This is a genomic window from Streptomyces sp. NPDC051218, from assembly GCF_044455475.1.
Classification (GTDB): Bacteria; Actinomycetota; Actinomycetes; order Streptomycetales; family Streptomycetaceae; genus Streptomyces.
Genome location: NZ_JBITEU010000019.1, coordinates 24,246 through 48,925, shown reverse-complemented (window position 1 = coordinate 48,925; position 24,680 = coordinate 24,246). Strand labels below are relative to the sequence as shown.

Here is a 24,680-nt window from a genome sequence, read left to right as displayed (position 1 = left end):
GGCCGGCGGGCCTCGTCAGTCCGTGCGCAGGACCAGCGCGAGCAGCCCCGGGAAGCACGCCTCGAACTCCTCTTGGCGGAGCCGGTTGACCCGCCGGGGCCCCTCGTCCCGCTGCTCGACAAGACCGGCGCCCCGGAGCACCCCGAAGTGGTGACTCAGCGCGGCCTTGCCGACGGGCACGTCGAAGCTGCCGCAACTGCGGGTCCAGTCGGGGGAGGACGCCAACTCCCTTACCAGCGCCAGGCGTACGGGGTCGGCGAGCGCGGTGAGTGCGGTCAGTACGGGCACCTCGTCCGGGTGGACGTGCACCGGCGCCGCGCGGTGACTCGTGTTCGCCACGGCCGGGCCCCCTCTCCCTCGATCCCCCTCGACCCTTGCCGAGTGTTCGATGGAAACCATACACTCCGGGTGTTCGCTTCCCATTGAACACTCGAAGGGGTGCCCAGCCATGCCCAAGCCCACGCCCGAGCCCAAGCCCAAGCCCAAGCCCAAGCCCACGATGCTCGCGGTCCAGCTCCAGGAGTACGGCGGCCCCGAGGTCCTCACGGTGGCGGAAGCCGACGTCCCCGCGCCCGCGGCCGGTCAGATCAGCATCGACGTCGCCTACACCGGCGTGAACTTCGCCGACCTGAAGGCCCGGTCCGAGGGCTACCGCGTGCCCGCGCTCCCCTACGTACCGGGCCTCGAAGTCTCCGGTCGGGTCCGGGAGATCGGCTCGGGCGTCGAGGGGTTCACGGTCGGCCAGGAGGTCGCCGCGCTCACCGAGGGCGGGGCTTACGCACAGGTCGCGCTCGCCGACGCGGCAACGGTGTTCGCGCTGCCGGGCGGCGTGGACCTGCGCACGGCAGCCACCCTGCCCACGGTCCTGCCCACCGCGCACGCGCTGCTCCACGAGGTGGGCAGGCTGAGCGCGGGCGAGACGGTCCTCGTGCAGGGCGCGGCCGGCGGAATCGGCACGGTGGTCGGCCAGTTGGCGAAGGCGGGCGGCGCGGGCGCGGTGTACGGCGTCGTGTCGAGCGAGGCCAAGGCGGAGTACGCGCGGAAGCATGGGTACGACGAGGTGTTCGTCGTGAGCGCCGGGGGCTCTGACGGCTCCGGGGGCTCCGGGGGTGGCTTCGCCGCCGAGGTGCGCGCGGCCACCGGGGGGCGCGGGGTGGACCTCGCGCTCGACCCGGTGGGCGGCGACGCCTTGCGCGGCGCGCTCGACGCCCTCGCCGTCTTCGGGCGGCTCGTGTCCTTCGGCAACGCGAGCTCGGCGGAGCCGTGGCGCGTGGGCCAGCCGGAGCTGTACGGGGCGGGGCTCGGCGTCTTCGGCTTCTCGATCCTCTCCCTCGCCAAGTCGGCGCCCGAGGCCCTGCGCGAGGTCGCCGCACGGGCCTTCGCGAAGGTGGCGGACGGGACGGTGGAGCTGCCGGTCACGGCGGAGTTCCCGCTGGCGGACGCGGCGGACGCGCACCGCCTGATGGGATCGCGCACCAGCACGGGCAAGCTGCTGCTGCGGGTGGCGGACTGACCAGCGGTGCGTCCACGCGGGGCGATCACGCCTCCTGGTACGCCTCGCGCAGCTCGCGCCAGCGGTCCAGGCTCCACGTCGACCAGTCCTTCGGTCGCCCGTCGAGCGCGTCGGCGAGGAACTCGAAGTGGTTGTGCCACCCGGCGAGGCAGTCCAGGCGCAGCTCGTCGTCGCCGTCGAACTCGTTGGTGAAGCGCAGGGCCGTACCGGTGCCCGTGTCCCCGCCGGCCGCCTCCAGATGGAAACGGCACCGCCCGTGCAGGTCGATCGTGTACTCGGCGACCCGCTCCGGCTGCCACGCGGTGACGTGCCCGGAGTGGGTGGCCGCCTCTCCCCCGTTGAGCCAGCGCAGCGACACCGCACCACCGAGCCGCGGCTCGAACACGTCAGCGGCGGCCAGCCACCCCGGCAGACCCTCCGGGGTGGCCACCGCCCCCCAGACCTTTTCCACAGGGTGGGGAAGGTGGAACTCGTAATGAAGATGCTGAACCGGCCCACCGGCACCGCCAGAGGTCTGGGTCCTGCTCTCGCCCTGCCCGATCGTCACGGTCATAGAACCAACCCTGACCCGACACGGGCCGCTCCGCACCCCCGGCGCCAGGGGGTTCAGACCCCGGCGTACGAGTGCTTGCCGGTGACGAAGATGTTCACGCCGTAGTAGTTGAACAGCCAGCAGCCGAAGGCGATCAGGGCCAGGTAGGCGGCCTTGCGGCCCTTCCAGCCCGCTGTCGCGCGGGCGTGGAGGTAGCAGGCGTAGGCGACCCAGGTGATGAAGGACCAGACCTCCTTGGGGTCCCAGCCCCAGTAGCGGCCCCACGCGTCGCCCGCCCAGATCGCGCCCGCGATGATCGTGAACGTCCACAGCGGGAAGACCGCGGCGTTCACGCGGTACGAGAACTTGTCGAGCGTGGACGCGGCAGGCAGGCGCTCCAGGACGGAGGTCGCGAAGCGGCCCGGCTGTCCGCCCGCGGCCAGCTTGTTCTCGTAGGAGTCGCGGAAGAGGTAGAGGATCGTCGCGACGCCGGCCAGATAGAACGTCGCGCCGCAGAAGATCGCGGTGGAGACGTGGATCCACAACCAGTACGAGTGAAGGGCGGGAACCAACTGGTCGCTGGCGGTGTACAAGACAGTGACGGCGAGACCGAGATCGAGGAGGACCGTGGTGATCAGCGGAAGGCCCAGCCACCTGACCTTCTTCTTCAGCGCCAGGAGCACGAGGTACACACCCACGGCCATGGTGGAGAAGGTGATGTTGAACTCGTACATATTGCCCCACGGCGCCCGCTGCACCGAGAGCGCGCGGGTCAGCACACCACCGAACTCGACGAGGAACGCGAGCACGGTGAGGGACACGGCGATACGGCCGTAGAGGTCCCCCTTCTCGTCACCTGCCGCCGCGCCGGGACCGTCCGGCACATCGCGGGTTCCGGTGACGGAACGGGTCACGACCTTGGGCGCCGACGTCGGCCGGTCGAGGACGGCGGTGCCGCCCTTGGCCGCCTTGACGGTGACGCCGGGCGCCTTGGCGGCGGCCTCGGCCTGGGGAGTCAGCGCGGCGGCCGTGCGGCCGACCTTGCTGCGGCTGCCGAGGATCCACTCCGCCATATGCGCGAAGAAGGCAAGGAGATAGACGGCCATCGCGGAGTAGATCAGCACATTGCTGATGCTCGCGAGGTTCTCGTTCGGTTCGGCGGCGAGGGTGGTGGCGAGATTCACTTCTCAGCCCCTTCGGCAGGAACAACTTGGGGGGTGGAGTCACCATGCTCGGCATCCGAATGATCGGAGTGATCGGCATGATCGGCATGGTCTGTTTCGGGCGCGCTCGGCGCCTTCTCGTGCAGGTGCGCGGCGAGGTCGCCCAGCTCCTCGGGCAGCTTGGCGGACTCGCTGCGGCCGAGCCCGGCCATCTCGACGACGGTGACGCCGTCGGCGCCCCGCACGGCCCGCACCCACACGCGGCGGCGCTGGATGAACAGCGACCCGGCGAGGCCGACGATGGCGGAGATCGCCCCGACGAGCGCCCACATGCTGCCGGGCTGCTGGGAGATCTGGAAGGTCGCCCAGCGCTTGATGTCCTTCTCGAAGGTGATCGATCCGGCACCGTTCGGCAGCTTCATCGTCTCCCCCGGCCGCATCCGCTGCTTGAGGAGCTCGCCCTTGGAGTCCTTGAACTTGTCCATCTTGCTGGTGTCCAGCTGATAGACGTTCTGCGGCAGACCGGAATCCACACCGAGGCTTCCGTGGTACGCGGACAGCGCGAGCACGGGGTAGTCCAGTGCGGGGAACTGGGAGAACATCTGGCCCTGGCCCTCGCCCGCGAACGTCGGCACGAAGAAGGCGTTGAAGCCGAGCTGCTCCTCCTTGCCGTTCTTGTCGCGGTAGCCGTCCAGGACCTTGACGGCGCCGGTGGCCGTGCCGTTGGAGTCGATCGGGAGCAGCGGCACGGACGCCTTGTAGACGACCTTGCCCTTGCCGTCGCGGACGGTGACGGTCGGCGCGTAGCCCTGGCCGATGAGGTAGACCTTCGAGCCGTCGACCTCGAGCGGCTTGTTGACCTCGATCGCCTGCTTCTTCTCCGTGCCGTCGGTGCCCTCGCTGTAGGAGACGTTCGCCCGGTAGGTGCGGGCGGTCCCCTTCTCGGGCCCCTTCCGCTCGAAGGAGGACTCGAAGCTGTCCAGCTTGAAGCTGAACGGCGCCAGATCGGCGGTGTCGAAGAGGCTGCCGGACTTGAAGTTGTCGTACTGAGTGAGGGTGTTGGAGAACCCGTCTCCCTGTACGACGAGCTTGCCGCCCTCGGACTTGAACAGGGCCCCGGCGGCGAACGCCACCAGGAGCACGATCAGGGAGATGTGGAAGAAGAGGTTGCCCGCCTCACGCAGGTAGCCCTTCTCCGCGGCGACGGACGCTCCCACGCCAGTCTTGCCCGCCGTGAGGTCCGCGCGGAAGCGCCGCCCCTTGAGCAGGCCGAGCGCGGCCTCGTGGACCTCGTCGGGCTCGGCCTCGGTGCGCCACGTGGTGTACGCGGGCAGCCGGTCGAGCCGTTTGGGCGCGCCCGGCGGCCGGCCACGCAGCTGGCCGACGAACTGCCAGGTGCGGGGCACGATGCAGCCGATGAGGGAGACGAAGAGAAGGATGTAGATCGCCGAGAACCACACGGAGCTGTAGACGTCGAACAGCTGGAGCTTCTCGTAGAGCGGCCCGAGCGTGGTGTGGGCCTTCTTGAAGTCCTGGACCTTCAGCTCGTCGATGCTGGTCTGCGGGATCAGCGAACCGGGGATCGCGCCGAGCGAGAGCAGGAGCAGCAGGAGCAGCGCGACCCGCATCGAGGTCAGCTGCCGCCACATCCACCGCACCCAGCCGGTGACCTCACGGCCGGACCAGACGAGCCAGCCCACGGCGCCCGGAGCGCGCTTGCCGCCGAAGGAGCCGGGCATCGCCCGCTCGACGGGGGCGGTGGACAGCTGGGAGCCCGCGGCGCCCAGGTCATTCTGCTCTTCGGGACTCTCGGCCTTGCCCGTATCGGGAGCTTCGGTCTTGCTCGTGTCAGGGGCTTGGGTCTTGCTCATGGATCAGATCCCCACCGTGTAGCCGTTGGACCAGACCTGCATCTGCTGCACGATGCTGTCCCAGACGCCGGTGACGAGCAGCAGTCCGGTCGCGATCATCATGATGCCGCCGATGCGCATCACCCAGACGTAGTGCTTCTTGACCCAGCTGAACGCGCCGAGCGCCTTGCGGAAGGCGATCGCCGCGAGGATGAACGGAACACCGAGCCCCAGGCAGTACGCGACGCTCAGTATGGCCCCGCGCCCCGCGCTCGCCTGGTCCAGGGCCAGAGTGTTGACGGACGTGAGCGTCGGCCCGACGCAGGGCGCCCACCCGACGGCGAACAGCGCGCCGAGGACCGGAGCGCCCGCGAGCCCGGCGGCGGGCTTCTTGTGGAAGCGGAACTCCCGCTGGGAGAGCCAGGGCATGAGCCCCATGAAGAAGATGCCGAGGACGATCATCAGCGCGCCGAGCACCCTGGTGATGACGCTCTGGTAGTCCTGCAGATTCTGTCCGGCATACCCGAAGAGGGCACCGGTGGAGACGAAGACGGCGGTGAAGCCGAGCACGAACAGCCCGGCCCCCGCGGCCATCCGCCCCCGCTTGGCCTCCGCCAGATCCGTGCCACCGACCCCGGTGACGTACGACAGATAGCCCGGCACGAGCGGCAGCACGCACGGCGAGAAGAAGGAGACGAGTCCGCCGAGCAGGGCGACGGGGAGCGCGATGAGAAGCGCTCCGTTCATGACGGTCTGGTTCGGTTCGCCGACAGCGGCGAGGGTGGACATCACGGGGAAATCACTTCTCCGCGATCAGCGGGTCGATCATCTTGCGCAGCTTCGTCTCGTTCAGTGGCTGCTGCGAGCGGGCCGCGACCTTCCCGTCCCGGTCGAGGACGATCGTCGACGGGATGTAGTTCGGGTTCAGCGTGCCCTTGGGGAAGCGCAGCATCAGCTTGCCCATCGGGTCGTGCAGGCTCGGGTAGGGAACCTTCTTGGCCTTCTCGAAGGCGAGCGCGGGACCCTTGTCCGTGTCGCGGGTGTTGATCCCGACGAACTGCACACCCTTGCCCTTGGTGTCGTTCGCGACCTTCACGAAGTTCGGCGCCTCGGCCCGGCAGGGCGGGCACCAGGAGCCCCAGACGTTGAGGACGACGACCTTGCCCTTGTAGTCGTCGAGGCTGAGGTCCTTGCCTTCGAGGGTCTCGCCGTCGATGTCGGGCCCGTCCTTGCGGTCGCCCTTGTCGACGGTGGCGATGCCGTCGGTCCCGGTGATGAAGTTGGTGTTCCCCGAGCCGCCCGAAGCCCCGCCGGAACCGCACGCCGAAAGGGTCAGCGCGGCGACCGCGGCCCCAGCGCCCAGAAGGGCGGCGCGGCTGCGGCTACGGCTGCGGTTCGTGCTGTGGGGGGCGCGGCAGGCGGCACTCATGTGAAAAGTTTCGCATGTCTGTTTCGGGGATCTTCCGCACCCCCCGAGGTTGCGGAAAGTCCCATTTCAGACGGCCTTCCCGAGTCCCTTCCAGCCGCCTGCGGGCTCCTGGCCGACATCGAGGCCCTGCAGCTCCGCGAGGACCTTGGGGTCCTGGACGTCGAGCCAGTCGACGAACTGCCGGAAGGAGACCAGGCGTACGTCCTTCTTCCCCGCGATGTGCTTCAGGGCTTCCTCGACGGCGTCCATGTAGATGCCGCCGTTCCACTCCTCGAAGTGGTTGCCGATGAAGAACGGCGCGCGGTTGGTCTCGTAGGCCCGCTTGAATCCGGCGATGTAGGACTCGGTGGCCTGCTTGCGCCAGCCCGGGTAGTTGGCCGGCGGCGCCTTCGTGGAGTTGTTCGACTGGTTGGCCAGGATGTTGTAGTCCATGGACAGCACCTCGAAGGAGTGCCCGGGGAACGGCATCGCCTGCAGCGGCAGATCCCAGACGCCCATCTTCTTCCGGGGCCAGCGCTGCCGGCCGCCGGGCGACGAGGCGTCGTAGCGCCAGCCGAGCTTCTTCGCCGTCGGCAGCAGGTTCTCCTGGCCGAGGAGGCACGGCGTACGGCCGCCGACGAGTTCCTTGTCGTAGTCGAAAGGCAGCGACGGCAGGTCGCTCCAGCCGGTATTCGTGCGCCATTCCTTGACGAAGGCGGTGGCCTGGTCGATTTCGCTCTGCCATTGCGCGGACGTCCAGTTGGCGACACTTCCGGTGCCCGCGCAGAAGTGCCCGTTGAAGTGCGTGCCGATCTCATGGCCGTCGAGCCAGGCCTGCCGGACGTACTTCAGCGTCTCCTTGATGTGACCGTCGGTGAGATAGCCGATGTCGGATGCGCCGACGGCGTTGTTCGGCGGCTTGTAGAGCCGCTTCTTCGACTCGGGCAGGAGATAAAGACCGGAGAGGAAGAACGTCATGTGCGCTTCGTGTTCCTCGGCCAGCTTCAGGAAGCGCGGGAAGAGACCGTTGCCGACCTCGCCCGCACCGTCCCAGGAGAAGATCACGAACTGCGGGGGCGTCTCACCCGGCTGCAACGGAACGGGCTTGCCCGGCTGGTGCGGCTGCTTGCCCGTGTACGAGGTCGAGCCGTCACCGATCGGCTTCGCCGGGTGCTTGTCGCCGCCCTGGCCGTCCTTCGCCCGTCCCGCGGAACCGGCCGAATGACTGTCGCCGCCCGTGCCGCAGCCGGCGAGTCCCAAAGCGGCCGCGGTCCCGACTCCGAGGCCGAGTATTCCCCTGCGACTGATGTCGCGCATTCCATCCCCATTCGTCGCGCCCTGCAGCCCTGCACGCATCCATGCGTGAGGGACGCCCCGTTAGAGGGCGCGACGAACATTGGGGTTCCGACAACAAGCACAAATTGAGTGGCTTTTACCGAGAATGGACATACAGTCGCCAGTCAATTACCTGGCGTGGGCGCCCCGAAGGGGCGCGGGGAACTGCGCGCCCGGCCACGACGACGCCGCAGACGATCGACGGCAATACCAGCGGAGCGCTTACGCACCGAACGCCTTAGCCTTCCCCTTCACCGGCTTGGCGCCCGCGAGGAGATGTACGGGGACGAGATCGCGCGCGGGCTCCGTGTAACCCACGGAGACGATCTTGTCGCCGCGGTACGTGAACGTCGTCAGCGAGGCGAGCGTGCACTGCCGCTTGCGCGGGTCGTGCCACAGGCGCCGCTTCTCCACGAAGCTCCGCACGATCCAGATCGGCAACTGATGGCTGACGCACACCGCTTCATGCCCGCGGGCCGCGTCCCGCGCCGCGTCCAGGGCGCCCATCATCCGCACGACCTGCTCCACATACGGCTCACCCCAGGACGGCTTGAAGGGGTTGACCAGATGCTTCCAGTTCTCCGGGTTCTTCAGCGCGCCGTCGCCGACACCGAACGTCTTGCCCTCGAAGACGTTGCCCGCCTCGATGAGCCGCCCGTCCGTCGCCAGCTCCAGACCGTGCTCCTTGGCGATCGGCGTCGCCGTCTCCTGCGCGCGGTCGAGCGGCGATGCCACCACGTGCGTGATGTCACGCGGGGCGAGATGCTCGGCGACCCGGTCGGCCATCTGCCGCCCGAGTTCCGAGAGGTGGTAGTCGGGAAGGCGCCCGTAAAGGATCCCGTCCGGGTTCTCCACCTCCCCGTGGCGCATCACGTGGACGACGGTGATCTCGCTGCCCGCGCTCATGCGGTGGCCTCCGTGGTGGGGTCAGTGGCTTCGGCAGCCGCGCGCGCCGCCGAGGGCAGGGCCGCGGCGATCTTCTCGATCGCCCGCTCGTCATGGGCGGTGGAGACGAACCAGGACTCGAAGGCCGACGGCGGGAGATACACGCCCTGCGACAGCATCGAGTGGAAGAACGCGGTGAAGCGGAACGACTCCTGGGTCTTCGCGTCGTCGTAGTTCCGCACCTCGCGCTCGGTGAAGAAGACGGAGAACATGTTCGACGCGTTCTGCAGCCGGTGCGCGACACCCTCCTTGGAGAGCGCGTCGGTGACCAGGCCGCGCAGCTGCCCGGAGACGACATCGACCTTGTCGTACGCCTCGTCGTCCAGGAGCCGCAGCTGTGCGAGGCCCGCGGCCGTCGCGATCGGGTTCCCCGACAGGGTGCCCGCCTGGTAGACGGGACCGACCGGGGCGAGGTGCTCCATGACGTCGGCGCGGCCACCGAACGCGGCGGCCGGGAAGCCGCCGCCCATGACCTTGCCGAAGGTCATCAGGTCGGGGCGCACCCCGTCGACGCCGAACCAGCCCGCCTTCGACGTACGGAAGCCGGTCATCACCTCGTCCGAGATGAACAGCGCGCCGTTCTCCCTGCACAGGTCGGCGAGGCCCTGGTTGAAGCCCTCACCCGGCGGTACGACGCCCATGTTGCCCGGCGACGCCTCGGTGATGACGCAGGCGATCTCACCGTCGTTCGCGGCGAACGCGGCACGCACGGCGTCCAGGTCGTTGTACGGGACGACGATCGTGTCGCCCGCCTGGGCGCCGGTGACGCCCGGGGTGTCCGGCAGACCGAAGGTGGCAAGCCCGGAGCCCGCCGCGGCGAGCAGCGCGTCCACATGGCCGTGATAGCAGCCGGCGAACTTGATGATCTTGGCGCGGCCGGTGAACCCGCGCGCGAGACGGATCGCGGACATCGTCGCCTCGGTGCCGCTGGAGACGAGCCGCACCTGCTCGACGGGCGCGATGCGCGCGACGATCTCCTCGGCGAGCGCGACCTCGCCCTCGCCGGGCGTGCCGAAGGACGTACCGCGCGCGACGGCCTCCTGAACGGCGGCGATCACATCGGGGTGGGAGTGGCCGAGGATCATCGGCCCCCACGAACAGACGAGGTCGACGTACTCACGGCCGTCGGCGTCCGTCAGGTACGGACCGGTACCGGACACCATGAAACGGGGCGTACCGCCCACAGCGCGGAAAGCGCGCACGGGAGAGTTCACACCGCCGGGCGTCACGGCCGCCGCACGGTCGAAGAGAGTCTGCGAAACTGGGGCGCTATACGGGAAGCTCACATGAACCATGGTGTCAGAGGCTTCGGACATCCTGCGGACAGGTGTTTCACTCCACGTTTTAGCCGGTGACCGTGGGGGAGGTCACTGACACGATGATCGGGTTGCGCGGCGGGGGCCGCGAGGCCTAGAAAAGCAGGGGCGGGCGCCCTGGAAAAGCAGTCGGGTGGAGATATGCATCGCGGTGGCGGACTGGGCGAGGGGACCGACGGCCTGGGCCCGCGGCGTGCCCGGCGGATCGGCAAGCACCGGCGCGAGGCGGAAGCGGCCGAGGCCAAGGCCCTGGCACGGGACGGCGAGACGGAGCAGGACCGGGCGGGAAGCAGGAGTGGCCGGGTGGGTGGGGTGACCTACAAGTACTTCGGAGCTCCGGACGGCGCGACCGCCGCCCGCGTGCCCATCTCGATGCGTCCCGAAGAGCTCGGCGGTGACGAGCTGGGCATGAACGGCATGTTCACGAAGATCAAGCCGGAGACGGTGGCCGCGATGGTCCTCACCGGCATCGAGGGCATACCCCTGCACAAGGTGCCCCCACTCGAACTGGTCGTCCTGCACCCGGACTACGCCGTGGTGAAGCTCCCCATGACGGTCGTCGACCCGCTGCGCGGCATCGGCGAGGAGTCGGTCGGCGCCGCGGCGTTCATCTGGTCCACGGTCCCCGACCGCGGCGGCCCGCGCGACGCCTTCAACGTCTACCAACTCCTGCACGAATGGCAGGACTTCAGCCACCGCCTGCATGACGCGGGGCATCAGGCCTACTGCTTGGTGTGGCCCTGAGCACTGCTCTCGTCCTCGGGATCCACACCGGCCGCGCGAGTCACGGCCTACAGGCCTACGGAGTCCAGCGAGGGTCCCGGCCCGTCTCGGCCAGGAGCCGCTCCAGCTCGGAGGCCCCTTCGGGTACCGGCAGCGGCTCCCCGAAGACGCCCATCTTCCGAGCCGTCGGGGCCAGTCCCGCGACCGCTTCCCGCAGCGCGGCGACGACGCCACTGCTCTCCGAAGCGGGCTCGTACTCCTGCCCCGTGGCCCGCGCCAGGTCCCAGGCGTGCACCGTCAGGTCGAGCAGCGCCATGCAGCCGACGGTCTTCGCGGGCATGTCCATGGCCCCCGTGGTGCCCTCGTCGGCCCCGGGCGCGGCCCAGGCGGCGACCAGCTTCCCCGCCTCGTCGGCGAAACGCTCGCGCCAGCCGGGGCTCTCGGCGACGTAGTCCGGGGACTCGCTGAAGTCGGAGTCCTGCTTCGCCGCCAGCGCCTGGAACTGGACGATCACCTGGAGTAGGTGGTTGACCAGGGCCTTTACGTCGTACTCGGTACAGGGGGTGGGGTCGGCGAGGCGGTCGTCGGGGATCGCGCGGACCACGGGGACGGCGTGGGCGGTGGCCGCCTTCAGGAGGTCGGCGATGCTGTTCTCACTCGCGATGCTGTTCTCATTCATGACGTGACGCTAAGGCGGCGACCACGCCCGTGGCTTGAAGAAACGCGACACGGGCGCGAGGCCCCGGCATACGATCCAGCCATGGCCGACGCTTCCGCTTCCGGGCCGCCTCCGGGGTCACCACCAGGGCCGCGGACCGACACCCGTGGGATCGTCGATGCCGCCGGACTCTTCGCCCGCGTACATTTCCGCCGCGTCGCACCGGGCGCGGCCGCACTGCGTCCCTACGTGGAGCAGTACTGGCTGATCGACTGGGACCTGGCCGAGCCGTACGCCTCGCACATCGTGCCGCACCCTTCCGTGAACGTCGTCTTCCAGAGGTTCGCCGGGCAGGAGCCCTTCGCGGAGGTGGCGGGGATCGGGCTCGACCTCTTCACGCAGAAGCTGGAGGGGCGGGGGCGGGTGTGCGGGGTGAAGTTCCGCCCCGGCGGCTTCCGGCCGTTCGCACCGTCGGCGCCGGTGTCCGCGTGGACGGGGCGACGGCTGCTGCCGCTGGAGGAGGTGTTCGAGCAGGTGCCCGCGGGCGCGCTGGACGCGGTCCTGACTCCGGAGGACGAGCAGGCGCGCGTGGCGGGCCTCGACGCCTTCCTGCTGAGCCTCGGCCCCACGCCCGACCCCCAGGCCGACCTCGCGATGGCCCTGGCCGAACGCATCCGCACGGACCGCGGCATCCGCCGGGTCAGCACGTTCGCACGGGCGGAGGGCATGTCGGTACGAGCGCTCCAGCGGCTCTTCTCGGCGTACGTGGGAGTCGGCCCGAAGTGGCTGATCCTGCGCCACCGGATCCACGAGGCGCTGGAGCACGCGGAGACGGACGAGGAGGTGGACTGGGCGGACGTGGCCGCCGCACTCGGCTACGCCGACCAGGCCCACCTGATCAGGGACTTCACGGCGACGGTGGGCGTACCGCCGACGGCGTACGCACCGTCGCGGTGATCAGCCTTTCGGCGCTCGGTCGCTTCGGCGCTCGGTCGCTTCGGCACTCGGGCGCCCGCTCCGCGGGCGTGCCAGCTCTTCGGCGTTCCGGCCCTTCGGCGTTGCGGTGCGCGGGCGTCCGGCCTACGACGCTTCGGCGCTCCGGCGCGTCAGCAGGGCACCGCCTCACCGCCTCGCCGCGCCACCGCGCCACCGCCTCAGCAGCCGGTCAGGTCGACGCTCCAGTCGTTGCAGCGCATCCAGTGCCCCTTCGGGTACTCGAAGTCGTGCTCGCCCCGCATCGTGAACCCGGCCTTCCGGCACACCCCGTTGGAAGCCGCGTGGTCCGCGGCGGGAAACGCGTGCAGCCGCGCGTACCGACCGGTGGCCCGTGCCTCCTCGACGACCAGCCGCGCGGCCGTCGCCGCGATACCCCGCCCCTGGTACCCGGTCAGCACACCCCACCCGGTCTCCCAGACGGACTCCCCCTGCCAGGACGTCTCCCAGTACCCGATCGAACCGACGGCGTCACCATCGAGCGCGATCCGGAACATCTGTCCCCGCTCCAGCGCGAGGTAACGCCGATGCCGGGACACCAACTGCTCACGCGTCTCAGGGCCGCCCAAATGCGCGGTCATCGCAGCGGAGTTACAGGCGACCAGCAACGCGAAGTCACCCTCGGACCAGGGAACCAGGCACGGCTCTGACAACGGCGATCTCTCCATACCGGCCACGGTAGGGGGAGGGTCGGACAACAGGCTCCGGGGAAGCGCGTGCAAAGCCTCCGGGCACCCCTCGTGCCACGATCTCCCCATGCTCATCGCCCGCTCCGCCGCCCTCTTCGCCCTCGCCGCGCTCTTCGAGATCGGCGGCGCCTGGCTCGTCTGGCAAGGGGTGCGCGAACACAAGGGGTGGGCGTGGATCGGCGCGGGCGTCATCGCGCTCGGCGTCTACGGCTTCGTCGCCACGCTCCAGCCCGACGCCGAGTTCGGCCGCATCCTCGCCGCGTACGGCGGGGTCTTCGTCGCGGGGTCCATCGCCTGGGGCATGGTCGCCGACGGCTACCGGCCCGACCGCTGGGACGTGACCGGGGCGCTGATCTGCCTCGCGGGCATGGCGGTGATCATGTACGCCCCACGGGGTCGCTAGCCCCGGCGCCCTATCCTGGCGGAACAGGACAGGAACACACGTACGCCCAAGGAGCAGCCATGACCGCCGCCGCGAACGCAGCGCCCGCAGCGCCCGCAGCCACCCGCATCGCGATCGTCACCGGCGCGAGCAGCGGCATCGGCGCCGCCACCGCGCGCGGACTCGCGGCCGCCGGCTACCGCGTCGTCCTCACCGCCCGCCGCAAGGACCGCATCGAGGCCCTCGCCGCCGAGATCACGGCCGCGGGGCACGACGCGATGGCGTACGCACTGGACATCACCGACCGCGCGGCCGTGGACGAGTTCGCCACCGCCTTCCGCAAGGTCGCGGTCCTCGTCAACAACGCGGGCGGCGCGCTCGGCGCCGACACCATCGCCACCGGCGACCCGGACGACTGGCGCCAGATGTACGAGACGAACGTCATCGGCACCCTGAACATCACCCAGGCCCTGCTCCCCGCGCTCACCGCGAGCGGCGACGGCACGGTCGTCGTCCTCTCCTCCACCGCCGGCCACGGCACGTACGAGGGCGGCGGCGGCTACGTGGCCGCGAAGCACGCCGAGCACGTCCTCGCCGAGACCCTCCGCCTGGAGATCGTCGGCACCCCGGTCCGCGTCATCGAGGTGGCCCCCGGCATGGTCAAGACGGAGGAGTTCGCCACGACCCGCTTCGGCGGCGACACGGAGAAGGCCGCGAAGGTCTACGCAGGCGTGACGGCCCCCCTCACGGCCGACGACGTGGCGGACACGATCACCTGGGCGGTAACCCGCCCACCCCACGTGAACATCGACCTCTTGGTGGTCCGCCCCCGAGCCCAGGCCTCCAACACGAAGATCCACCGGGAGCTGTAGGGCGCTCCGCCCCTCTCCACGAGACGCGATCCCGGCCGGGGGCCTGACCACACAGGAAGGCCTAGAGCTTCCTCATGGCTAAACGCGAGCCTAGCGCGCCCATATCGCGGTTCATGGACCTCGAAGTCCCCGAGTACGCCTACATGTTCGGCTTTTTTGCAGGCCGACGGGCATCTGCAGCAAGGGGCGGGCCAGAAGGGGAAACTGACCGCCGAGATCAACGTGCGGGACATCGAGATCCTGCGCGAGTTCCAGCGACTGACCCCGTACAACAGCAGCATCAGCGAGCGCACCCGCTCCACGAACTTCTCCGAGGAACACCACTCGGCGACGTGGAGCCTGTGCTCCCTCGAAGCACGGACCACACTGCACCAACTCGGCCTGCCCTATGGGCGCAAGTCCAAGAGGATCACCCCACCACGCGTCGAGTTCTCACGGCGCGACTACCTGCGGGGCGTCATCGACGCGGACGGCTCGGTCGGCTACACGAGCCAAGGCCTCCCGTTCGTCTCGCAGCGCTCGCCACATGGGTGCGGCCGATCGACATGAAGGTCGGACCCGAACGGCGTCGCTGGAAGGAGTGGGAAGACCGCGTCCTGCTGGAGCACGGCACCCCCGCTGCCGCCGCCGAAGCGCTGGGGCGGACCGCGCGAAGCTGCAACCTCCGCCTCTGGCGTCTACGCAACGGCAAGGTACCCACGCCCGCGAACGACCAGTGAGGCACTGATCGAGTGCCCCGACCGTCCACGGTCGGGGCACTCTCGGTTCACCCCTTCACGCAGATGAACTGCTTCAGCTTCGCCACGACCTCGACCAGGTCACGCTGATGCTCCATGACCTGCTCGATCGGCTTGTAGGCGCCCGGGATCTCGTCCACGACACCCGAGTCCTTGCGGCACTCGACGCCCTGCGTCTGCTCCTCCAGGTCACGCGTGGAGAAGCGCTTCTTCGCCGCGTTCCGGCTCATCCGCCGGCCCGCGCCGTGCGAGGCCGAGTTGAAGGCCTTCTCGTTGCCGAGGCCCTTCACGATGTACGTTGCCGTGCCCATCGACCCCGGGATGATGCCGAGGTCACCGGAGCCTGCCCGGATCGCGCCCTTACGCGTGACCAGCAGGTCCATCCCCTCGTACCGCTCCTCGGCAACGTAGTTGTGGTGACAGCTGACCTCCGCTTCAAAGGTCGGCCTGGCCTTCTTGAACTCCCGGCGAATGACGTCCTTCAGGAGGCCCATCATGATCGCGCGGTTGTACTTGGCGTACTCCTGAGCCCAGTAGAGGTCGTTTCGGTACGCCGCCATCTGCGGGGTGTCCGAAACGAAGACCGCCAGGTCACGGTCCACCAAGCCCTGGTTGTGCGAGAGCTTCTGGGCAATGCCTATGTGGTGCTCGGCGAGCTCCTTGCCGATGTTGCGGGAGCCCGAGTGCAGCGTGAGCCACACAGAACCGGAAGAGTCAGTTGAAGCCTCAACATGATGATTCCCCGCTCCAAGCGTCCCCATCTGCTTGGCAGCCCGCTCCCGGCGGAACTTGACCGCGTCAGCAACCCCCTCGAACCGCCCCCAGAAGTCCTCCCACCCGGACGTACCGAACCCATGCAGCCGCCCAGGATCCACCGCCTCCGCATGCATCCCCCGCCCCACCGGAATGGCGGCCTCGATCTTCGACCGCAGCCGTGACAGGTCTCCCGGCAGGTCATTGGCCGTCAGGGAGGTCTTGACCGCGGACATTCCGCAGCCGATGTCTACGCCCACCGCAGCGGGGCATACCGCGCCCTGCATGGCGATCACCGAGCCGACCGTCGCGCCCTTGCCGTAGTGGACGTCCGGCATGACGGCCAGGCCCTTGATCCAGGGCAGCGTCGCCACGTTCCGGAGCTGCTGGAGTGCCACGTCCTCCACCGAGGCCGGGTCCGTCCACATCCGGATCGGTACCTTTGCCCCCGGAACCTCCACGTACGACATAACTTCCTCATTCCCCCGTAGTTGCATGAAAGTGCTGAAAGTCTCCAAGCGCAAATACCGGAGCCAAGGTCAACGAAAGGGATCACGGACCGGCGTCCACGGCATTGCGTGCGATACACATTGTGTCCACCGGTCGCCCATCAGCGGCAACCCAATATCCCCGCGAGAAGGAGCCCATACGGTGCAGCGGAAGGCCTACGTACCAGGCGTCGCAGCTCTCATCGCGGCGCTGCTCGCCGGCTGCACGGGCGGAGGCGCGCTCGGCGGGGAGCCGGACGACTCGAAGCCCGGCGACACCGGCGGGACGACCGCGGCCGCCGAGCCCGGCAAGTACCGCACGCTCCCCGAGGCCTGCGGCGAGGTCGACACCGGCACGCTCGACTCGATGCTGCCCGGCATCAAGGAGAACCCGGACGAGGAGCAGCGGGAGAAGGCGTACGAGGGTGTGCCGACCGTCACGTACGACACCGACCGGCGCGTGGGCTGCCGCTGGAAGGTGGAGTCCTCGGATGCCACTCACCATCTGCTGGTCGACTTCGAGCGGGTCGTCTCGTACGACGCTGCCGTGAGCGATGACACCCGCGCCACAGAGGTCTACTCGTCGAAGGTGCAGAAGGCCGATCTGCCCGAGCCCTCCAGCACCCCGTCCTCCGCCGATGCGGGTGACGGGGACGCGGACGGGAGCGGGGACGGGAGCGACGGGGCCGACCCCGAGCCGTCCGACAGCGCCGGGTCGGGCGGGGACGCGTCCGACGAGGGCAAGGACAAGGGTGAAGGCGGAGGTGAAGGTGGGGGTGACTCGGGCGACGGTGACTCCAGCAGCGACGCGGAAGCGCCCGTCACGCCGCCCGGCCTCGAGCCCCGGCTCCTCGAAGACCTGGGCGACGCGTCCTTCCTCGACGACGCGCTCACGACGGCCGCCTCGGCGACCCGGCACCGCACGGTGACTGTGGTGTTCCGCACGTCGAATGTGATCGTGACCGTCGAGTACGACGAGCAGCCGGGGCGTCGTACGGAGATCCCCGACAGCAAGGAAATGCAGGACAAGGCGCAGGAACTGGCCGGAATCCTGGCCGACAGGTTCGACGAATAGCGGCGGTCCTGAGGGGTGCCCGGGTCTTCGGAAGCGGAGTCGTCCGCGTCGGGCACGGCGTACCGTGGCCCATCGAACCGACGACAGCCGTCCTGAGTGACTTGAGTGAAGGAACCATGCACCGACCAGCACAGCGACTCACCCGCATACTCACCTGCGCAGCCGCCGTACCGGTGATCCTCATTGCCTCCGGCTGCTCCTCCGACTCCGGCTCGGGTTCGGACGGGGCGAAGAAGGACTCGGGCTCGAAGGCCTCGGCTTCCGCATCGGGCAAGGACAAGGCCGCGAGCGTGGAGAAGGCGGCGTTCAGCAAGCTGCCCGAGCCCTGCGAGGTCCTGTCGAAGAAGACGCTCGACGACCTCGTCCCGAAGGCGAAGGACAAGTCGGGCAAGGCGGGCACGTCCGATGACACGTCGGCGCGTGGCACCTGCTCGTGGGACAGCCTTGAGAACAACGGCGTCGACGGCTCGCAGTTCCGCTGGCTGCGCGTGTCGCTGTTGCGCTTCGATTCGGACGCGTCGCTCGGCAGTGGTGCCAAGCGCGCGCAGAACAGCTTCGCTAAGCAGGTCGCGGACGCGCAGGCGACGGACGGCGCGAAGAGCGTCAAGACGGAGCCGGTGCCGGGGCTCGGTGACCAGACGACGGTCGTGCACTACGACCTGAAGAAGGACAAGGAAAACTTCAAGCAGCAGACGGTCGTGACGCGCGTGGAGAACGCGGTCGTGACGATCGACTACAACGGCGCGGGCCTGGCGGGCGACAAGGCTCCGAGCTCGAAGGATCTGTCCAAGGACGCCGAGAAGGCCGCGAAGGAGGCCGCCGAGGCGGTCGCCTCCGCCAACAAGGCGGGTGGCGCGGACAGCGACTCCAAGGACCCGAAGGCCTCCGAGAGCTCCAAGGACTCCGGCTCATCGGACTCGGGCTCGGACTCCGACTCGGGCTCCAAGTCGAAGTCCAAGTCCAGCTCCAAGCCCAAGAGCTGACGCGGGGCCGTAGAGCCCCCGTGCGCGTACCGCGCACAACTAGCGGCGATTGCACGGAAGTTGTGGAGCCCGGCCCTCTGGTGGCCGGGCTCCTGCCGTACCGGCACACCGGCTTCCGCATGCGTGTGCCAGGCTGTCGCTCGCAACAAACCGAACAGGGAGGGGTTCGCGGGTGGCCGCGATGCAGCTGACACGCACGCACCGGATACTCATCGGCGTGGTCGTCGCCGGTGCGGTCGTCATCGCCGGCATCGGTTTCGCGGGGTCGTACGCGGCCGTGCGCGAGCTCGCCGAGAAGAAGGGCTTCGGCAGCTTCTCGGTGGTCTTCCCGATCGGCATCGACGCGGGTATCTGCGTCCTGCTGGCGCTGGATCTGCTCCTGACCTGGATCCGCATTCCCTTCCCGCTCCTGCGCCAGACGGCGTGGCTCCTGACGGCCGCGACGATCGCCTTCAACGGCGCCGCGGCCTGGCCGGACCCACTGGGTGTGGGCATGCATGCCGTCATCCCGGTGCTTTTCGTGGTGGCCGTGGAGGCGGCTCGGCACGCGGTGGGCCGGATCGCGGACATCACGGCCGACAAGCACATGGAGGGCGTACGTCTCACGCGCTGGCTCCTGTCACCCGTGCCCACGTTCAAGCTGTGGCGGCGGATGAAGCTGTGGGAGCTGCGCTCCTACGAGCAGGTCATCAAGCTGGAGCAGGACCGTCTCATCTACCAGGCGCGCCTTCAGGCCCGCTTCGGCCGCTCATGGCGGCGCAAGGCTCCGGTGGAGTCGTTGATGCCGCTGCGGCTCGCGCGGTTCGGTGTGCCGCTGGCGGAGACGGCTCCGGCGGGGCTCGCGGCGGCGGGCATCGAGCCCGCGCTGCTGCCGCCGGCGCCGGAGGTGCAGCGTGCGGAGTTGACCAAGCCGTCGGTGCCCGCGGCGCAGTTGGAGGCCGAGCCTCGGCCCGAGGCGGAGCCGCAGCCGCAGCCGCAGCCCGAGCCGCGTCCTCAGCCCCAGCAGGGGCAGCAGGGGCAGGAGGGGCAGGAGCAGCAGGGGCCGGAGGCCCAGGGTGCCCCTCAAGGCGCGCACGTGAGCCCGTGGTTCGCCGCTCAGCAGGCTTCGTACGTTCCTGAAGAGCCGCACGACCAGTGGTACGCGGACCAGCAGGCGTACGCGGAGCAGCAGGCCTACGTCGAGCAGCAGGAGTACCTGGAGCAGCAGCAGGCGTACTTCGACGAGCAGGGCGGCGGCGCGGCTGCTCCCGAGCCGGCGTTCCCGGTCCCCGCGGGCCCCGGCCGTACGCGGCCGCTCGGCGGTCAGCATCTGATTCCGGGCCCGCGCGAGGAGTCCGTGGGTGTGGCGGAGGTGGCGGAACCCGCAGAGGCCTCGGAGGGGCTTGAGCCGCTGCCCGAGGTATCCGAGGCGTCCGGCCTCCCGGAGGACGTCTCGCGTGACGACGCGTACTTCGCGGCGTTCCGCAAGTACGTGAACGAGCGCGGGGACTACCCCAACGCCCGGCAGTTCGGCCTGTACTTGATGGACCTGTACGGCGTCACGGGCCAGGCGGGCGGCCCTCCCGCGGAGAGCACCCTGCGGCCGTACCTGCGTGACTTCCGGGGCCGCTACCAGGAGGAACTGGACTCGGAGTACAGCGCCTAGGCGCTGCTGCGGGCTCGCTTCTTGCCGGCCTCGCCCCAGATGGCGAGGGCGGCGCCGAGTGCGAACAGGGCGAGGTACGCGGGGGTGGGCACGTCCCACCACTTCTGGAGGAGCCCCCAGGGCTTGTCCCCGAAGATGCGTCCGGCGGCGCCGAGGGCTCCCTGGATCCCGAGGACCCATCCGACGATGGCGATGATTTCCTTCATACGTCCACGATGGCTGGCCCCGGGGCCTCGAGCGTCCTGCCCCGGAGTGATCTCCCGGTAGTCCAAAGGGTGCAGGGCTCGCCCCGCAGCGGGGCGGACTCCGCCTCCCCGCCCTCCGGCCGCAATCGCGCTGCCCGGCTCGCGCGCCCGGGAGGGCCAGACCGCGCCTGATACAACGCCTGGCCGCAACCACCCCGCCGCTCCGCGGCGGAGGTCCCCCACCCACCCACCCGGCACCCCGCATACACCCTGACCGAACAAACTCTCCCGCCCACCCACCCGATTACCCCGGGGCAATCGGGTGGGTGGGCGGGGGTGACGCCGCGCGGCGGCGACGGGTGGGGCAAATCCGCCACCGGTCAATCGGGCGGGCGCCAACGGGCAAACCCCCGGCGACCACGACGGGTGGGGCAAATCCGCCACGGGGTAATCGGGTGGGTGGGCGGGAAAACTCCGCCGCGAAGCGGCGGTCCAGTCCGCGGCACGCGAAGAGAGACCGAGCCCCACCAAGCCCGGTCAACCCGAAGCCCGACATGCGGCACGCGAAGCAGGACAGCAGGCGGCGACCCGCCGGGCCCACCGCCTCGCTCGCCGCGGCACGCGAAGCAGGACAGCCCCCGCCAAGCCGACGCCCCCGAAGCCCGACATGCGGCACGCGAAGGGGGCGCCGCCCCGGCAAAGCTGGGCGGCGCCCCCGTGTTCGTACCGTCAGGCCGAGTGCCGAGCGTTACGCGCCGAGCAGCTTCCGCACCCGCTCCGCCCCCACCGCGAGCAGCAGCGTGGGCAGGCGCGGGCCCGTCTCGCGGGTGACGAGGAGGCGGTACAGGAGGGCGAAGAAGGACCGCTGCGCGACCTTGATCTCCGGGGGGAGTTCCTTCGCCGTCGCGTCCGCGGAGAACCCGGCCTGCACCTTCGGCACGCCGTACACCAGGTGCGTGAGCCCGTCGAGGGACCAGTGCGAGTCCAGGCCCTCCAGGAGCAGCCGCAGCGACTCACGGCCCTCGTCGTCCAGCGACGACAGCAGCTCCGCGTCCGGCTCCGAACGCACGATCGTGCGCGCGTCGGCCGGGACCTGGGTGGTGATCCAGTTCTCGGCGCGGTCCAGGCGCGGCCGCGCCTCGTCCAGGGACGAGATCGGGTCCGTCGGGTCCAGGTCCCGCAGGATGCGCAGCGTCTGGTCCTCCGCGCCAGCCGTGACGTCCGCGACGGACGCGAGCGTCCGGTACGGCAGCGGACGCGGGGTCGCGGGCAGCGGCCCCGCAGCAGTCCGCACCGCACGCGAGTGCGCCGCGGCGTCCGCGGGCAGCACGGAGCCGTCCGCGACCTTCGCGTCCAGCTTGTCCCACTCGTCGTAGAGCCGCTGGATCTCCTGGTCGAAGGCGATCTTGAAGGACTGGTTCGGCCTGCGCCGGGCGTAGAGCCAGCGAAGCAGCGGCGCCTCCATGATCTTCAGCGCGTCGGCCGGAGTCGGCACGCCGCCCTTCGACGACGACATCTTCGCCATGCCGGAGATGCCGACGAACGCGTACATCGGGCCGATCGGCTGCACGCCCGCGAAGATCTCGCGCACGATCTGCCCGCCGACCACGAACGACGACCCGGGAGACGAGTGGTCCACGCCGCTCGGCTCGAAGATGACCCCCTCGTACGCCCAGCGCATGGGCCAGTCGACCTTCCAGACCAGCTTGCCGCGGTTGAACTCGCTGAGCAGCACCGTCTCGGTGTGCCCGCAGTCCGCGCACACGTACGAAAGCTCGGTGCTCTCGTCGTCGTACGACGTGACCGTGGTCAGGTCCTTCTCGCACGCGCCGCAGTACGGCTTGTACGGGAAGTACCCGCTCTGGCCGCCGCTGCCGTCGTCCTCGCTCGCGGCGCCCGACCCCTCGGCGGCCTCCAGCTCGGCCTCGTCGACCGGCTTCTGCGACTGCTTCTGGCCGCCCTTCCCGGGGGCCTTCTTGGTCCGGTACTGGTCGAGGATCGCGTCGATGTCACCGCGGTGCTTCATCGCGTGCAGGATCTGCTCGCGGTAGACGCCCGAGGTGTACTGCTCGGTCTGGCTGATCCCGTCGTACTCCACGCCCAGCTCGTCGAGCGCCTCGGTCATGGCCGCCTTGAAGTGCTCGGCCCAGTTCGCGTACGCGGAACCGGCCGGGGCGGGCACGGAGGTGAGGGGCTTACCGATGTGCTGGGCCCAGGTCTCGTCGATGCCGGGGACGCCGGCCGGGACCTTGCGATACCGGTCGTAGTCGTCCCAGGAGATGAGGTGACGGACCTCGTGCCCGCGCCGCCGGATCTCGTCCGCGACCAGGTGCGGGGTCATGACCTCGCGGAGATTGCCCAGGTGGATGGGGCCCGAGGGCGAGAGCCCGGAGGCGACGACGACCGGTTTGCCCGGGGCACGACGCTCCGACTCGGCGATGACCTCGTCCGCGTAGCGGGAGACCCAGTCGGTGGTATCGGTGCTCTGAGCCACGATCGGCACGCCTTTCTGCTTCAACTCTTCTGCTACGTGAGTACCGCTTGTCGGAGTCATTCTCCCAGGTCGACCCGCAACAGCGAAAACCGCTTTTCACCCCGTGGGATACTCGAATTTCTAGACCTCCAGCAACCAGGCACCCGAGCAGAACGGCACCCATTCATGGCCTCGGTCACGTCCCTCACCGCCTTCGTCCACCAGCGCATCGCGGACGCCCTCTCGGCTGCCCTGCCGGAGGCCGGCGCCGCCGACCCGCTGCTGCGACGAAGCGACCGGGCCGACTACCAGGCCAACGGGATCCTGGCCCTCGCCAAGAAGGCGAAGGCGAACCCGCGCGAGCTCGCGACGAAGGTCGTGGACGCCATCGACGCCCCTGACCTGCTCAAGGACGTCGAGGTCTCCGGCCCCGGCTTCCTGAACGTGACGGTCACCGACAAGGCGATCACCGAGAATCTCGCCGCGCGCGCCGCGGACGGCGACCGCCTCGGCGTGCCGTACGCGGAGCAGGCGGGCACGACGGTCGTCGACTGGGCGCAGCCGAACGTGGCCAAGGAGATGCACGTCGGGCACCTCCGTAACTCGGTCATCGGCAACTCCGTCGTCAGGATTCTGGAGTTCACCGGCGAGAAGGTGGTCAGCCGCCACCACATCGGCGACTGGGGCACCCAGTTCGGCATGCTCGTGCAGTATCTGATCGAGCACCCGGACGCGCTGGGCCACCAGGCCGCCGACGGCACCGAGCAGGCGGGCGAGGAGGCCATGTCCGGCCTGAACCGCGTCTACAAGGAGTCGAAGGTGCTCTTCGACTCCGACGAGGAGTTCAAGACGCGCGCCCGGCGCCGGGTGGTGGACCTCCAGGCGGGCGACCCCGAGACCCTCGCGATCTGGCAGCGGTTCGTGGACGAGTCGAAGGTCTACTTCTACTCGGTCTTCAACAAGCTGGACGTGGAGATCGAGGACGCGGACATCGTCGGCGAGTCCGGCTACAACGACATGCTGGCCGAGACCTGCCGCATGCTGGAGGAGTCCGGCGTCGCCGTCCGGTCGAACGGCGCGCTGTGTGTCTTCTTCGACGACGTGAAGGGCCCGGACGGCAACCCGTCCCCGCTGATCGTGCAGAAGTCCGACGGCGGCTTCGGTTACGCGGCCACCGACCTCTCCGCGATCCGCGACCGCGTCTTCAACCTCAAGGCGGACACGCTCCTGTACGTGGTGGACGCGCGGCAGTCGCTGCACTTCAAGATGGTCTTCGAGACGGCCCGCAGGGCGGGCTGGCTGACCGAGGACGTCAAGGCGGTGCAGCTCGGCTTCGGCACGGTCCTCGGCAAGGACGGCAAGCCGTTCAAGACGCGTGAGGGCGAGACCGTACGCCTCATCGACCTCCTCGACGAGGCGATCGACCGGGCGTCGGCCATCGTCCGCGAGAAGGCGCAGGACCTCTCCGAGGAGGAAATCGCCGAGCGCGGCGCCCAGGTGGGCATCGGCGCGGTGAAGTACGCGGACCTGTCGACGTCGGCGGTGCGCGATTACAAGTTCGACCTGGACCAGATGGTGTCGCTCAACGGCGACACCTCGGTGTACCTCCAGTACGCGTACGCCCGTATCCAGTCGATCCTGCGCAAGGCGGGCGACGTCCGACCGAAGGCGCACCCGGAGCTCGAACTGGCCGCCGCGGAGCGGGCGTTGGGTCTGCACGTCGACCAGTTCGCGGAGACGGTCGCCGAGGTCGCCGGGGAGTACGCCCCGCACAAGCTGGCCGCGTACCTCTACCAACTGGCCTCGCTGTACACGACGTTCTACGACAAGTGCCCGGTCCTGAAGGCGGAGACCCCGGCGCAGGTCGAGAACCGTCTGTTCCTGTGCGACATCACCGCCCGCACCCTGCACCAGGGCATGGCGCTCCTCGGCATCAGGACGCCTGAGCGCCTCTAGCCCCGA

Annotated in this window: 23 protein-coding genes and 1 pseudogene; 10 read left to right on the top strand and 14 right to left on the bottom strand. The window is 69.5% G+C overall.

The genetic code is table 11. From position 1 onward, the window contains the following. Positions 1–15: 15 nt before the first annotated feature. The gene (locus tag ACIBCK_RS38260; protein ID WP_399397868.1) at positions 16–339 is read right to left on the bottom strand and encodes an ArsR/SmtB family transcription factor; all 324 of its coding nucleotides are present in this window, start codon (positions 337–339) and stop codon (positions 16–18) included. 160 nt (positions 340–499) lie between these two features. Here ACIBCK_RS38260 and ACIBCK_RS38255 point away from each other — a divergent pair, with 160 nt between their 5' ends. Further along, complete coding sequence (locus tag ACIBCK_RS38255; RefSeq protein ID WP_399397892.1) at positions 500–1,513, top strand: zinc-binding alcohol dehydrogenase family protein; 1,014 nt, start codon at positions 500–502, stop codon at positions 1,511–1,513. Between the two features lie 25 nt (positions 1,514–1,538). Here ACIBCK_RS38255 and ACIBCK_RS38250 read toward each other — a convergent pair whose 3' ends face one another. The 8 genes from ACIBCK_RS38250 to hemL all read right to left on the bottom strand — a co-directional run bounded on the left by ACIBCK_RS38250 (position 1,539) and on the right by hemL (position 10,041). Then, a complete protein-coding gene (locus tag ACIBCK_RS38250; protein ID WP_399397867.1) occupies positions 1,539–2,066 on the bottom strand; it encodes an SRPBCC domain-containing protein in 528 nt (175 codons plus the stop codon). A 53-nt stretch (positions 2,067–2,119) separates the two neighbouring features. Beyond that, on the bottom strand, positions 2,120–3,229 hold the full coding sequence (gene ccsB / locus ACIBCK_RS38245) for a c-type cytochrome biogenesis protein CcsB (RefSeq protein WP_399397866.1): 1,110 nt from the start codon (positions 3,227–3,229) through the stop codon (positions 2,120–2,122). Beyond that, positions 3,226–5,079 carry a cytochrome c biogenesis protein ResB gene (locus tag ACIBCK_RS38240; RefSeq protein ID WP_399397865.1) on the bottom strand — a complete coding sequence of 618 codons (1,854 nt, stop codon included), beginning with the start codon at positions 5,077–5,079 and terminating at the stop codon, positions 3,226–3,228. Before ACIBCK_RS38240 ends, ccsB begins: the two co-directional genes overlap by 4 nt. 3 nt (positions 5,080–5,082) lie before the next feature. Continuing rightward, positions 5,083–5,847, bottom strand: a complete 765-nt coding sequence (locus tag ACIBCK_RS38235; protein WP_399397890.1) for a cytochrome c biogenesis CcdA family protein — start codon at positions 5,845–5,847, stop codon at positions 5,083–5,085. Between the two features lie 10 nt (positions 5,848–5,857). Then, the gene (locus ACIBCK_RS38230) at positions 5,858–6,487 is read right to left on the bottom strand and encodes a TlpA family protein disulfide reductase (RefSeq protein WP_399397864.1); all 630 of its coding nucleotides are present in this window, start codon (positions 6,485–6,487) and stop codon (positions 5,858–5,860) included. A 66-nt stretch (positions 6,488–6,553) separates the two neighbouring features. Beyond that, a complete protein-coding gene (locus ACIBCK_RS38225) occupies positions 6,554–7,783 on the bottom strand; it encodes a hypothetical protein (RefSeq protein WP_399397863.1) in 1,230 nt (409 codons plus the stop codon). A 240-nt stretch (positions 7,784–8,023) separates the two neighbouring features. Then, positions 8,024–8,707, bottom strand: coding sequence for a histidine phosphatase family protein (locus ACIBCK_RS38220; protein ID WP_399397861.1), 684 nt, complete (start codon positions 8,705–8,707; stop codon positions 8,024–8,026). Next, positions 8,704–10,041, bottom strand: coding sequence for a glutamate-1-semialdehyde 2,1-aminomutase (gene hemL / locus ACIBCK_RS38215; RefSeq protein WP_399397860.1), 1,338 nt, complete (start codon positions 10,039–10,041; stop codon positions 8,704–8,706). Before hemL ends, ACIBCK_RS38220 begins: the two co-directional genes overlap by 4 nt. A gap of 324 nt (positions 10,042–10,365) precedes the next feature. On the opposite strand from hemL, the gene ACIBCK_RS38210 reads away from it, so the two are divergent. Continuing rightward, positions 10,366–10,806: a hypothetical protein gene (locus tag ACIBCK_RS38210; protein ID WP_367049147.1), complete on the top strand. Its 441-nt coding sequence runs from the start codon at positions 10,366–10,368 to the stop codon at positions 10,804–10,806. A 55-nt stretch (positions 10,807–10,861) separates the two neighbouring features. Here ACIBCK_RS38210 and ACIBCK_RS38205 read toward each other — a convergent pair whose 3' ends face one another. Further along, positions 10,862–11,464 carry a TIGR03086 family metal-binding protein gene (locus tag ACIBCK_RS38205; RefSeq protein WP_399397858.1) on the bottom strand — a complete coding sequence of 201 codons (603 nt, stop codon included), beginning with the start codon at positions 11,462–11,464 and terminating at the stop codon, positions 10,862–10,864. Between the two features lie 81 nt (positions 11,465–11,545). Here ACIBCK_RS38205 and ACIBCK_RS38200 point away from each other — a divergent pair, with 81 nt between their 5' ends. Continuing rightward, positions 11,546–12,400: a DUF6597 domain-containing transcriptional factor gene (locus ACIBCK_RS38200; protein WP_399397856.1), complete on the top strand. Its 855-nt coding sequence runs from the start codon at positions 11,546–11,548 to the stop codon at positions 12,398–12,400. 197 nt (positions 12,401–12,597) lie between these two features. On the opposite strand, the gene ACIBCK_RS38195 is transcribed toward ACIBCK_RS38200, so the two are convergent. After that, entirely contained in the window at positions 12,598–13,104 is a 507-nt protein-coding gene (locus ACIBCK_RS38195; protein WP_399397854.1) for a GNAT family N-acetyltransferase, read from the bottom strand. Positions 13,105–13,192: 88 nt separating this feature from the next. On the opposite strand from ACIBCK_RS38195, the gene ACIBCK_RS38190 reads away from it, so the two are divergent. From ACIBCK_RS38190 to ACIBCK_RS38180, 3 genes and pseudogenes are all read left to right on the top strand, one after another. Further along, on the top strand, positions 13,193–13,528 hold the full coding sequence (locus ACIBCK_RS38190) for a YnfA family protein (protein ID WP_160506481.1): 336 nt from the start codon (positions 13,193–13,195) through the stop codon (positions 13,526–13,528). A 59-nt stretch (positions 13,529–13,587) separates the two neighbouring features. Further along, positions 13,588–14,379, top strand: a complete 792-nt coding sequence (locus tag ACIBCK_RS38185; protein ID WP_399397852.1) for an SDR family NAD(P)-dependent oxidoreductase — start codon at positions 13,588–13,590, stop codon at positions 14,377–14,379. A 74-nt stretch (positions 14,380–14,453) separates the two neighbouring features. Next, positions 14,454–15,098: pseudogene (locus tag ACIBCK_RS38180) on the top strand (hypothetical protein). A gap of 47 nt (positions 15,099–15,145) precedes the next feature. On the opposite strand, the gene ACIBCK_RS38175 reads toward ACIBCK_RS38180, so the two are convergent. Then, entirely contained in the window at positions 15,146–16,339 is a 1,194-nt protein-coding gene (locus ACIBCK_RS38175) for an RtcB family protein (protein ID WP_399397850.1), read from the bottom strand. 181 nt (positions 16,340–16,520) lie between these two features. On the opposite strand from ACIBCK_RS38175, the gene ACIBCK_RS38170 reads away from it, so the two are divergent. From ACIBCK_RS38170 to ACIBCK_RS38160, 3 genes are all read left to right on the top strand, one after another. Continuing rightward, positions 16,521–17,432, top strand: a complete 912-nt coding sequence (locus tag ACIBCK_RS38170; protein WP_399397848.1) for a DUF3558 domain-containing protein — start codon at positions 16,521–16,523, stop codon at positions 17,430–17,432. A 116-nt stretch (positions 17,433–17,548) separates the two neighbouring features. Further along, a complete protein-coding gene (locus ACIBCK_RS38165; RefSeq protein ID WP_399397846.1) occupies positions 17,549–18,415 on the top strand; it encodes a DUF3558 domain-containing protein in 867 nt (288 codons plus the stop codon). 172 nt (positions 18,416–18,587) lie between these two features. Further along, entirely contained in the window at positions 18,588–20,060 is a 1,473-nt protein-coding gene (locus tag ACIBCK_RS38160) for a DUF2637 domain-containing protein (protein WP_399397844.1), read from the top strand. Here the strand turns inward: ACIBCK_RS38160 and ACIBCK_RS38155 are convergent. Beyond that, positions 20,057–20,266, bottom strand: coding sequence for a hypothetical protein (locus tag ACIBCK_RS38155; protein ID WP_399397843.1), 210 nt, complete (start codon positions 20,264–20,266; stop codon positions 20,057–20,059). The two genes, ACIBCK_RS38160 and ACIBCK_RS38155, sit on opposite strands and share 4 nt — an antisense overlap. 727 nt (positions 20,267–20,993) lie before the next feature. Continuing rightward, positions 20,994–22,748: a lysine--tRNA ligase gene (lysS, locus tag ACIBCK_RS38150; protein WP_399397841.1), complete on the bottom strand. Its 1,755-nt coding sequence runs from the start codon at positions 22,746–22,748 to the stop codon at positions 20,994–20,996. A 156-nt stretch (positions 22,749–22,904) separates the two neighbouring features. On the opposite strand from lysS, the gene argS reads away from it, so the two are divergent. Next, entirely contained in the window at positions 22,905–24,674 is a 1,770-nt protein-coding gene (gene argS / locus ACIBCK_RS38145) for an arginine--tRNA ligase (RefSeq protein ID WP_399397839.1), read from the top strand. Positions 24,675–24,680: the final 6 nt, after the last annotated feature.